Origin of the sequence: Huintestinicola butyrica (assembly GCF_025567215.1) — a bacterium.
Classification (GTDB): Bacteria; Bacillota; Clostridia; order Oscillospirales; family Ruminococcaceae; genus Huintestinicola; species Huintestinicola butyrica.
This window is the reverse complement of record NZ_JAOQKB010000014.1, coordinates 65,427-76,876: the sequence shown is the minus strand read 5'-3', so window position 1 is coordinate 76,876 and position 11,450 is coordinate 65,427. Positions and strand designations below refer to the sequence as shown.

Genomic DNA, 11,450 nt, shown 5'->3' with positions numbered 1-11,450 from the left:
TTTTTATTTTTAACAACTGCATTTTCTCGCTTTTCTGCACCGATATATCCACTGTCACCGTATAATTCTTCCTCTTCTCCATGCATAAGATTAGGCGTTGCTGTTACATCGTGTTCATTAGCACCTGTTACTTTCAGATGATGTACAAGTCCGCTGTCCTTATCTACTCCGATATGAGCCTTATATCCAAAGTGCCATTGGTTTCCTTTCTTCACGGAATGAGCGTCCTTATCACGCTTTTTATCCTTGTTCTTTGTCGATGACGGCGCAGCAATAAATATGCGAAGCATCAGCTCAAGGTCGTAGGGCTTGTTTCCGTGCTCTCCTTTGTAATAGTACGGTCTGATTATCCCTATCCACTCGTCAAATGGTATTATCCGCTCTATCTTTTCAAGAAATTCTTTTTTGTTTGTTTTGGCCTGCGCCAGTTCATCGCTTATAAGCGAGAATGTCAGTTGTTTATTCATACTTATATTATACATTTTTTGCTGCTTTTCAAGGATTTGTGCGGTTTTGCCTTAATTTGTCCTAAGTGTTTTTCTACGCTTTTTTTCTTCATACATAAGCTTGTCGGAATATCGGATAAGCTCATCAAAGCTCGGCTTTTCACCGTTTTGGGTTATGTAGATTCCAACGCTTGCAGCTATTTTATAAGGCTTTCCCGAGCGTTCGTTTACGCAGTCAAGCTCTTTATATAGCATACCTCTTATGTTATTTTCAGTACCGCAGCAGGGAAATACAGCCATTATCTCATCGCCGCCGAAGCGTGTGCAGGCAGCATTTGGCGGACAAACTCTTTTTAAAGCCTGTGCAGTATTTTTTATGGCAAAATCGCCGTTATCGTGACCGTACTTGTCGTTTATGGCTTTCAAACCGTCAAGATCGCACATAATCACCGCCAGTGAATTGCTGCCCAGACCACGAAGTATGTTTTCATACTCGATAAGGAAGCCGTGTCGGTTGAAAAGCCCTGTCAGAGCGTCGATCCTTGATATCTCATCGACCTTGTTAAGAAGATAATGCTGGTGACGAAGGTTTCTCAGTCCCCCAAGAGCATTGTTCAGCATATTGACTGTCTGCGGGATCTTGTAGTAATTGCTGGGTATATAGCTTGAAAAATGATAACAGGTGTATCCCATCGGTACACCCAGATAGCTGAGTGCGGTAAAAATTAAGCAGCGTCCGATAAAGCCGTTCATATTCGGGATAATATCTCTGCCGTCCATATTATAAGGAATGAATTTTTCTCCAACACTCTTCTTCAGGTCAATATCGTCGCTGTCATAGAGAACGAACATTTTGTTTCTAAAGCGCATTTGGATCTTTTCCTCAGGATTTACCGATTCATCTATACATTCACTTTTGATAACACAGGTCATTGCATACATAAGATCGTCTTTACGCATTTCATCGGCGATATCCGCAAAGCTTTTACATTGCTGTATGCGTTCGCTGACGTTCGAGAGAATGATATTTTCATCCTGAAAGCGGTAAAACTTATTCATAAGCTCGTTATACGAAGCTGAAGAATTAAACTTCATTCTGTGTTTTTCACTTTTGCAGCCGCAGGATTCGTTGATTATCAGTTCAGGAAACAGAGGAATATTTTTTGCCGCATATCCTTCTGAAAAAATTGTATTTACTGCATGGCATATTTCTTTAGCATTGGTCAGAGGATAGATGCCTGAGGACGAAACAGTGGGGTCTGCGCTGTATATTGTTTCAATTCCGTCAAATCCCGTAATCGCAACATCGTCCGGCACAGAAATGCCTTGATCCTGAAGATAGTTTGTAACCGCAACTGCCATTTGATCGTTGGCGCATACAATAGCTCTCGGGAGCCTGTTTTCTTTTATCAGCTTTTTGACAGCGTCAATGGCAGGCACCGACCAGTAATCGCCGTAGCTTACCATACTGTCGTCAAACGGGATATTATTTTCGGAAAGCACATTCCTGAAAGCCATGATACGTTCATCAGAATAATATTCACCTTTGACTCCCGCTATCATGTGAATATTTGTGTACCCGTGGTACTTTACCATATGGGAAACGATATCAGCAAAACCGTCACCTCGACGATACTCAAAATTGATACAGTCAGAGATATTTTCTCCCAGAGATATTACCGGAAGCCCCATTTCTCTGTATTTCTGCGCTAAAGCTTTGCAGAAGTCATAATTCCCGAAACGATCAGACTGAATAATAACCACATCGCAGAAGGAGGGGTCAATCAGATCAAAAACAGCTGTTTCTGCACTGCTGCTGTTTTTGTCAGGTCTTGAAATGCAGTTATATACAAATAAACGGCAGCCGATATTACCCAGCTGCCCGTCCAGTTCGTGAATCAGTTCAAAACATTCTCTGTCCTGGATACGACAGATACAAAGGGCAGCTATCTTATATTTTCCTATCATGTTAATCGCCTCATAATTCAGGTCTGATATAAGAACCCGTCTTCACAAGCATATGCGCACGTCTTTTCGGCAAATTTTGCCGCAGACTGCGTTAAAAATCCTTGCCGGGCGAAAGCCCGCCTGCGGATTTTTGCCTACTCTGCAACAAAATTATGCTCGAAAATCCGCACACATTTCTTATGAAGACAGGTTCTAAAAAGCAAAAGGATTTTTAAAATCGGTATATTATTTCTTTATTATACCATATCCCTAACATTGTGTCAATCAACTTTAGCGTATAAATGACGGAAAACGGTGGTGTGAAATAACGGATCCCCCCGCAGATCTTGCAGGGGGATATCGCATAGAACAATGTTAAACTGGAATGATCTCCCAAAGCTGATTTGCCTGTCCGTTGTAATCCCACTGGATTATATTGGCGTTATCTTCTGAGGAGATACCGGAAACATCAAGAGCCTTTCCGCTGTTTCTGTTAATGATCTTCCAGCAGTCATCTACACGGATAATGCTCCATTCCTGATTTGCTCCGCCGCCGTACTGCCACTGCTGAACGTTTGCTCCGTTGTTGCAGGAAACTCCTTCAACATCCAGCACCTTTCCGCTGGCATAATTTTCGATCACATAATATCCGTTATCAAGCTTTTTAAGGTACCATTTCTGATTGTTATATCCGTTATAGGTGTACTGAAGCACATTTGCACCGTTATCGGGTGAGCCCCAGTAAAGATCCAGTGCCTTGCCGCTGTTCTTGGAACGAAGCATATAAAGTTGATTGCTGTCAAACTGTCCATCGGAGGAAGGCGCAGACGGCTCCGAGGGAACAGAAGGTTCAGCGGGGCCGGCGGAGGGCTTTGTATAGGATATCCAGTCATACTGAGCAGTAAGGGGTGCGACCCCGTTGTATCTGTTCAGCCAGCTATCAACGCCTGTACCGTTCCATATATTCATCATGATTTTTCCGGGAGTTGAGGGAATATCTTTCGTGGCAGTATATACAGGCTTTTCATCAACATACCAGGTAATACTGCTCTCGCCCCAGTAAAAACCGTAATGGTGGAAACCTTCCGAGGCATCAAAGCCCAGATCATAAAGATATTCGTGATTTCCAACGCCGTTTGTATAGTAATTGAACTGTACCTTTGTGGTATCCTTGCCGAGAAATTCAATATCTATCTCGTCCCATACCGTGCCATCGGTGGGTCCTGTATATGTAAAAAATGAACTTACAATACCATCGTTTTTGGCAGGCTTCATACTTACATCATACATTCCGTAACCGAAGGTCTGATTGGTTCGGCATTCACCGCCTGTATATCCGCTCCAACCGTTTCCGTAAATTGAGAGGTTCAGCTTGCCGTCCGAAAAGCCGACATTTGCAGAGCTCCAGGTACAGTCAAACATTCCGCCGTTTGACCAGCCGTCTGCGATCTGCATTTTATCTGTATCATAAGCATCAAAGCCTTCACCGAAATATTCGCCGTCAAACTGAGCCGAGTATGCACTTACAGATGTGATACATATTGCTGCAGCCGATGCCGCTGCAATGAGCCTGATGAAAAACTTTTTCATTTTAATACAACCTTTCTTATTAGAACCTGTCTTCATAAGAAATGTGTGCGGATTTTCGAGCATAGTTTTGTTGCAGAGTAGGCAAAAATCCGCAGGCGGGCTTTCGCCCGGCAAGGATTTTTAACGCAGTCTGCGGCAAAATTTGCCGAAAAGACGTGCGCATATGCTTGTGAAGACGGGTTCTTAAATAAAACTACGCCAAATAATCGTATGTCTGCTTATGATCTAAAGCTTGAGGATAATGCTGTCAAGAATATTGATGCGGTATATCATCATCAACTTTACACCCCCTCTGTTTTATTTTTTTCGATCACACTGCCTTTGGGTTTGTATTTTTAATATACCTTTATTTTACGAAAAATAATATCAGTATTTTGATTTCATTGTCAGGATTTTGTTGTATTTTGGAATATGCAATAAATTGTTTTGTAATATTGATAAAAAAATATGCACAACATCCAAAATAGTATATGCGAATTATTATTCATTTTTTTACATAACAAAACCGCCGTTCCCAATGTATAGGAAAACGGCGGTTTCAAATTATTCAGCATATCTCATTCGTCAAAAGGAACGAAGGAAATTGACTCGTATTCTGCGGTAAGAGGCATATGACTGTCATCAAAAGCTTTAAGCCAGCCGTCCACACCGGTTCCGCACCAGGCATTCATCATTATTTTTCCCGGGGTAACGGGTATATTTTCCGTTGCGGTATAGGCTTCCTTTCCGTCAACGAACCACACTATCTTATCCTTATGCCACTCAAAGGCATAATCGTGAAAATCCTCGGAAGCATCAAAGCCAAGGTCATAAAGATACTCGTGATTTCCCTTGCTGTCGGTGAAATAATTGAACTGCACCTTTGTTGTGTCCTTGCCAAGAATTTCAATGTCTATCTCGTCCCAGGGATTATTATCTGAAGGTCCTGTATAGGTGAAAAAAGAGGAAACAACACCGTCATTTTTTATTGCTTTCATTCTGACTTCATATCTGCCATAGCCGTAAAAATCCTTTGAACGGTATTCCGCACCCGAATAAGGCACACTGCCGTCCTTTTTGTCCTTGTCGATGATAAGCTGCATTCTTCCGTTTTCAAAGGTGCAGTTTTCCTTGCGCCATGTGACGTTGAACATACTTCCGTTGCACCAGCCGTCGGCACACTCAAAAAGCGATGATGCACCCTTTGTCAGGTCAACATCTGAAATGCTCTCAGATTCTGTGACAGCAGATGTCTCCGAAACGGCTGCTGTTTCTGAGGATTCGGATTTTTCGGAGGTTGCTCCACAGGAACAGAATATTGCAGTGCAGGAGATCAATGCGGCAATAATGCAAAGTATATTTTTCTTTTTCATATTCAAAAAGTCCTTTCCGTAAGATTTATAGTTATATTGTACTTTTCTTACAGCTCAAAATATATCACAACTTTGCGTATCATATCATTTTTTTGCACTGTTTTGCTTTATATCGCCCCAGTTGTCACGGTAATATTTCTTTCTGAACTCGTTGGGGGTCATTCCCGTGTATTTTCTGAAAACGCTTATAAAATGGCTGTGAGATGTAAATGCAAGATAATTCCCGATGTCCGCAGGGGGATAATCGGAATATTTCAACATATTCTGAGCCGTTTCAACTCTTTTCACGGCAATATATGTGCTAAGTGAAACTCCCACTTCTTTTTTGAAAAGCCGTGATATATATGAGGGGCTGAGGGAGACATATTCCGCAATTTCCGTCTCGTTTATCTTTGAATGCAGATGATCATAAATATAGTCCATTGTCATTATGACAGGCTTGGAATACACATCTGCCGTGGCGAGTCTGTTCATCTGTCGGGTAAATTCAAGGACGGCTTCCTTGTGAAGAGCATGGATATCCTTTTCGGTCATACATTTGTCTGCTTTCAGAATATACAGATCGCTGAGAGTATAAGCCGTCTCCATTTCCATTCCGCCCTCAACGCAGAAACGGGTTATCAGAGCTATTGTGACAATAAAATGATATCTGAGATTTCTCAGAGGGTCGTTTGACAAAATTCCCGCTCCGCTTCCACCGAGAGGTGTCATTACCCGCTCAACGCCATCGACATCGCCTTTTTTTACGCATTCGTAAAATTCAAATTCCTTTTCAAAGGGCGAATGTCTGAACCCATATTCTCTGTTAAGAAAAGCTTTATATGAAAGTTCCTTTTCTGTTTGTGACATCTTACCACCTCACATTTTATTATACAGCATACCGATAAAAATTACAACAATCTTTTGATAAAAAAAGCAAAAATGTGATATTTATTATGCAGGAAATATGTTTAAATTAAATTACAATAAATCACGGCACAAACATAAAAGGAGTTGTTCATTATGAAAAATGTCAAGAAAGCGATAGCATTTATCTCTGCACTGACACTGATGGGAACAGTGACAGCCTGTGGAAGCACCGACAGCGGTACATCATCAACATCAGCCGAGACCTCTGCCACCACCGAGACTACTCCTGCCAAGGAGCTTGATGAAGAGGACAAGGCAGCGGTTGCGGAAATCGACACGGGAGATGATGAAAAGCTTGAAAACGGTACTGTAAAGTGGCTGTCCTTCTGGGATCTTAACCCTGCAAACGGCAAGCCCAAATCCGTTGAGCTGGAGCTTTTTGAGACAAAGTACGGCGGAAAGATCGAGTATATCCCAACTACATATGAGACCCGCTACAGCGACCTTTCCACACAGGTACTGGGCGGCACATCTCCCGACCTTTTCCCTGCCGCTGATCTTGACACCTTCCCGGGAAAGGCTATTGCGGGAATGTTTGAACCCTTTGACGATTATCTCGATTTTGACAGCGACCTCTGGAGCAGCGGTGCAAAAAAGCTTTCAGATGAGCATACTCTGGGCGGCAAGCATTATGTTGCCGTGGTTTCAACAGATGCAGGCTGCGTATGTATCTACAACAAGAAAACTATCAGTGAAAACGGTCTGCCCGACCCTGCTGAGCTCCTTGCCGAGGGCAACTGGAACTGGGATACTTTCAAGGATATGTGCGTGGAATTTACCGATCCCGAAAACAAAAAGTACGGTTTTGACGGCTGGTGGTTTGAGATAAACCTCCTGCTTACAACAGGAAAGCCGGTTATTGACATGAAGGACGGCGTTATCACAAGCAATCTTATGAGCGCTGAAATGGAACGTGCTGAAAACTTTATGCTTGACATGAATAAGATGCAGCTTCCTCTTCCTAAGGCAGAGTACAACTGGGTAGAGCAGCCCCAAAGAATCGCAGAGGGTACAACACTTTTCTATCCTTGTGGTGTATGGGCGCTTTATGAGGCTGACCTTTCAAAATTCGGCGAGCAGGGCGAAATAATGTTCGTTCCCATGCCCAAAGACCCCAAGGCTGACGAATACTACCTCCCCTCAGGCGTTGATGCTTATGCACTCTGCAAGAGCGCACCCAATCCCGAGGGAGCTGCGGCATTTATGAAGTGCAAGCTTATGGCTGTTGGTGATGAAAAAACCCAGGAAATCGCTGAAAAGCAGTATAGAGAGGATTACGGCTGGACTGACGAAATGATAGATATGTGGCACACAACAAAGGAGCTTACCAACGAAAATCCTGTTATCGACTTCTATGCAGGCACATCTTCAGACATATATGACCTTGTGCACAATCCCATCAAGGACGCTTCCTACAACGGCAAGGAGTGGTCAACAACACGTGATGAGATAAGCAGTGCCGTTCAGAATGAAATTGATGCACTTAATAAGGAAATTGAAGAAAACTTCTGATTTTCAAATAAACGCACGCATTCTTCATAAGAGGAATGCGTGCAAACCTATTGATGAAAGGAAATATCGTATGACTGAATTTACAGGCTACAGAAAAGGTGTAAACTTAGGTGGCTGGCTTTCCCAGTGCTGCCACACAAAGGAGCATTACGACAGCTTTATCACCGAGGAGGACATCAAAGTGATATCGGGTTGGATGACAGATCACGTCCGTCTTCCTGTTGACTACAATCTTCTTGAAGATGAAAACGGAAATTTTAAGGAAGATGGTTTTGGCTACATAGACAATGCTGTAAAGTGGGCAAAAAACTATGGACTGAACATCATAATCGACCTCCACAAGACCGCAGGATTTTCTTTTGACAAGGGTGAAAATGAGTCGGGATTTTTTGAAAGTCCCGCATTGCAGGAGCGTTTTTATAAGCTTTGGGAGCATATTGCGAAGCGTTATGCGGTAAGCGACGGAAGCATTGCATTCGAGCTTTTGAATGAAGTTACCGAACAGAGCTATAAGGACATCTGGAACAGTATTATAAAAAACTGCATTGAACGTATCCGCAGAATTGCCCCTGACACATATATCCTTGTAGGCGGCTACTGGCAGAACAGCCCCGATGCGGTGCCCGACCTTGAAGTTCCCTATGACGACAAGGTAATTTATAATTTCCACTGCTATGATCCGCTTATGTTTACTCACCAGGGAGCATACTGGGTGGAAAATATGGACAAAAATTTCAGGCTGCCATTTGACGATGTTGAGCCTCCGATCACTCCTGAATTTTTCATTGAAAGGTTCAGCAGGGCATATGATGCCGCAAAGGAGAACGGAACTGTTTTATACTGCGGCGAATACGGCGTTATCGACCTTGCCAAGCCTGAGGACGCCCTCAAATGGTTCAAGGCGATAAACACAGCTTTTGACAGGCTGGGAATATCCCGTGCGGTATGGAGCTACAAAAAGATGGATTTTGGTATTTCCGACAGCCGTATGGATAAAGTAAGAAATGAACTTATACAGTATTTATGATGCCTGTAATTGTCTTTAGCAATTCTGTTAAGTTCAAGTTGCCAAAGTTCTGATTTTATTCGTTTTTGATTGAATATGTGTTTTAGGTACTGATCAATGTTCTGTTGACATACTGAAAAGGAGGTTTATTGTTCCGGCAATAAACCTCCTTTAATCTTAATCTGCTTTTTCGGAGCACTATAAATTGTAATCATACGAACAAGTAAAATACCGCATTTATCTGTTCTCGCTTTTCTTCCAAGCTCCTGTATTTTGCTTCCTGTAATATTGGTTTTATTATTTCCCATTGACTTTCCGTCATATCACTTGTATATCTCATTGTTCTTTTATTATACCACATTTATCTTATGAAGACAGGTTCTTAAAAAGGCAATACGGTCACAGCTTGAAAAAGCAGCAGCGTAAATTTTACTGCATATTGTTAAAGTCATATCTCCAGATGACATATTCATCTTTTCGTGTGTGGTCGCCGACTACACGGCAATTAAATACCTTTCCTCCGCGGGCACATTCAAGGCAGACGTATCTTGGGTATCCAAGCTCATCATTGTCAATGGAATAGTAAAATGCTTTTCTGCTGTCGTTCATTATTTTTGTGGAATTAGGCTTGCCGAAATGTTCGGTAATATCGGAAACAGTCATTCCTTCGCTGAGAAATTCGGTGAAATCATCTTGTGTAAGCTCCCTTTCGGGGGTGAACATATATCCCATGGTCTCGCCGTCTATCAGCCTGTGGGTGTCTGGCTCGGGAATGATGTTGCAGTATATGCTCATATAGCTGTGGCTGAATGTTGATGCTTGCTTTGCTTCATCATTTTCAATACCGAACAGCGTGACACCGTTGTTTTCGGAGTTATGGTCATTCTGATTTATGCGTATATTGATATAGTACGTTTCTCCGTCAAGCTCACAGGTGTAGGCGTCGGAGGGCGTTTGCTGAAGCTGGCACTCTGAAAGCCCCTGAGGATAATATGTGAAAAATTCTTCAACGGAATCATCAAACAAATCGGAATTCCTGTAGCTTTCCGAAAACATTGACCTGAACTGGTCACGGTCATTTTCATCTGCCAACTTTAGCATCTGCTGAACGGTGTCAATGCTGTTTGTCGATTCAGGTAGCTCATAATGATCGGGAGAGACAAGTTCATTAACTTTGCGGGCGATCTGAACAGCGTTTGTAACTATTGCTACAAGCATGAATGCCATTATAGCGATACCCGATATTTTCAGTATTATGGGCCAAGCCTTTTTCTCGTTTTCAGGCTTGCGATGACTTCTGAGCCCCCAGTAAAACAGGGCGAAGCCACCGGCGAGAATAGCTAATAAAATCACATAATACAGTATTACCAGGAAGATGATCAAATAAGTAAATCCAACAAATCCCATTTTGCACCCATATCCTTTTTATAGCCTGTTTTAATATATTGTAAATTATATCATATATTCAGTGCTGCTTCAACATAATCCTGCAATCTTTTTATCTTTTGACTGAGAGCGGGGCGTGAAAGAGCCTCTGCCTTGACATACCCGCTCAAAAGTGCTATGATAATAGCAATAAATCAATGGAGGCGCAGTATGCAGAAAGAGATATTTCCTATTATCGGCAATGAAAAAGAGCTTCCTTTTTATGTGGTCGGAATCGGCATAGAGTGCTGGCAGTACCCTGTTAACAGAACAGGCGGATATGAATATCCTCAGCTTTTTGTGGCAAGAGAGGGCGAGGGCGAAGTCACTGTGGGCGGCGATACCTCAAAGATAACCCCCGGCACTGCATTTTTTATCCCCGCAGGCTGCCCCCACGAATATCACTCCACCTCCGAATCGTGGATACTGGATTGGGTGTGCTTCAGCGGAACTTATGCTGTGAATATGCTGGAACAGTGGAGCCTTAACCGATACAGGTGCTGCGCAGGCTGCGATACGGAGCGTATGCACCGAATAATGTCAAAAATATATTACACGATCAAAAGTGACAAGCTTTACGGAAATCACTATGCCTCCGCCCAGCTGTACGACCTGCTCATCGAGTACAGAATGATCGCCGACAACAGACCATCATCATTCAGCTCGGGCAATACTGCGGCTTTGGCGTATGTGCTGCAGTACATTGAGGAAAAATATGCTTCCCAGATAAAGCTCGGCGACCTGGCGGAAACGGCAGGGGTCACAGAGCAGCATTTGTGCAGGCTATTCAAAAAGAATTTCGGGCTTAGCCCAATGGAGTACCTTACAAAGGTGCGTATTCAGCACGCAAAGGAGCAGCTTATTTATTCACCGAAGACGATCGGCGAGATAGCTGTCGATACGGGCTTTCCCGACAGTTCGTATTTTGCGGTTGTTTTTAAAAAGCAGGAAAAGCTTACTCCTGGAGAATACAGAGGAACAAGATAGAGCTGTTGCACAAGTTGCAGCAGCTCTTTTTTGTTAAACAACACAGCAAAAAAATCCGCACAAATAAGCACAAAGGTAAAAAGTTTATACTAAGCACCAATTAAAAACTATACAAAAAATTGAGCATAATCTTGCGTATATGGATTATGCGATGATTTTTTGTCTATAGTTTTATTGGTGATTGGTATTAGTCCACCTTTTCAAAGGTGGCAGAGGTCAAGTGGGCGGAGCCACCTTGTCATCCTCCGCAGGTACGGACAAATATTAAAGTCCGTC

Annotated in this window: 10 protein-coding genes; 3 read left to right on the top strand and 7 right to left on the bottom strand. The window is 42.7% G+C overall.

Annotated features, from left to right (window positions below):
• The 5 genes from OCV68_RS12790 to OCV68_RS12765 form a co-directional block, all read right to left on the bottom strand.
• The coding region (locus tag OCV68_RS12790; RefSeq protein ID WP_262573234.1) for a transposase at nucleotides 1-455 on the bottom strand (455 nt) is incomplete at its 3' end.
• A gap of 63 nt (nucleotides 456-518) precedes the next feature.
• Nucleotides 519-2,414 (bottom strand): GGDEF domain-containing protein, encoded by a 1,896-nt coding sequence (locus tag OCV68_RS12785; RefSeq protein WP_262573224.1) that lies wholly within the window; start codon nucleotides 2,412-2,414, stop codon nucleotides 519-521.
• Between the two features lie 354 nt (nucleotides 2,415-2,768).
• Nucleotides 2,769-3,983 carry a beta-glucanase gene (gene bglS / locus OCV68_RS14780; RefSeq protein ID WP_022475154.1) on the bottom strand — a complete coding sequence of 405 codons (1,215 nt, stop codon included), beginning with the start codon at nucleotides 3,981-3,983 and terminating at the stop codon, nucleotides 2,769-2,771.
• A 557-nt stretch (nucleotides 3,984-4,540) separates the two neighbouring features.
• Nucleotides 4,541-5,335, bottom strand: a complete 795-nt coding sequence (gene bglS / locus OCV68_RS12770; protein ID WP_147622809.1) for a beta-glucanase — start codon at nucleotides 5,333-5,335, stop codon at nucleotides 4,541-4,543.
• 84 nt (nucleotides 5,336-5,419) lie between these two features.
• Complete coding sequence (locus OCV68_RS12765) at nucleotides 5,420-6,184, bottom strand: helix-turn-helix domain-containing protein (RefSeq protein ID WP_147622810.1); 765 nt, start codon at nucleotides 6,182-6,184, stop codon at nucleotides 5,420-5,422.
• 153 nt (nucleotides 6,185-6,337) lie between these two features.
• On the opposite strand from OCV68_RS12765, the gene OCV68_RS12760 reads away from it, so the two are divergent.
• Nucleotides 6,338-7,756 (top strand): ABC transporter substrate-binding protein, encoded by a 1,419-nt coding sequence (locus OCV68_RS12760; protein WP_262573219.1) that lies wholly within the window; start codon nucleotides 6,338-6,340, stop codon nucleotides 7,754-7,756.
• A 70-nt stretch (nucleotides 7,757-7,826) separates the two neighbouring features.
• Nucleotides 7,827-8,783 carry a glycoside hydrolase family 5 protein gene (locus tag OCV68_RS12755; protein WP_262573216.1) on the top strand — a complete coding sequence of 319 codons (957 nt, stop codon included), beginning with the start codon at nucleotides 7,827-7,829 and terminating at the stop codon, nucleotides 8,781-8,783.
• Between the two features lie 125 nt (nucleotides 8,784-8,908).
• Here the strand turns inward: OCV68_RS12755 and OCV68_RS12750 are convergent, their stop codons facing one another.
• Nucleotides 8,909-9,070: a hypothetical protein gene (locus OCV68_RS12750; RefSeq protein ID WP_262573214.1), complete on the bottom strand. Its 162-nt coding sequence runs from the start codon at nucleotides 9,068-9,070 to the stop codon at nucleotides 8,909-8,911.
• 121 nt (nucleotides 9,071-9,191) lie between these two features.
• Nucleotides 9,192-10,169: a hypothetical protein gene (locus OCV68_RS12745; RefSeq protein ID WP_262573211.1), complete on the bottom strand. Its 978-nt coding sequence runs from the start codon at nucleotides 10,167-10,169 to the stop codon at nucleotides 9,192-9,194.
• A gap of 189 nt (nucleotides 10,170-10,358) precedes the next feature.
• Between OCV68_RS12745 and OCV68_RS12740 the strand changes: the two genes are divergently transcribed.
• Complete coding sequence (locus OCV68_RS12740; RefSeq protein ID WP_022475160.1) at nucleotides 10,359-11,174, top strand: AraC family transcriptional regulator; 816 nt, start codon at nucleotides 10,359-10,361, stop codon at nucleotides 11,172-11,174.
• The last annotated feature ends 276 nt before the right edge of the window (nucleotides 11,175-11,450 follow it).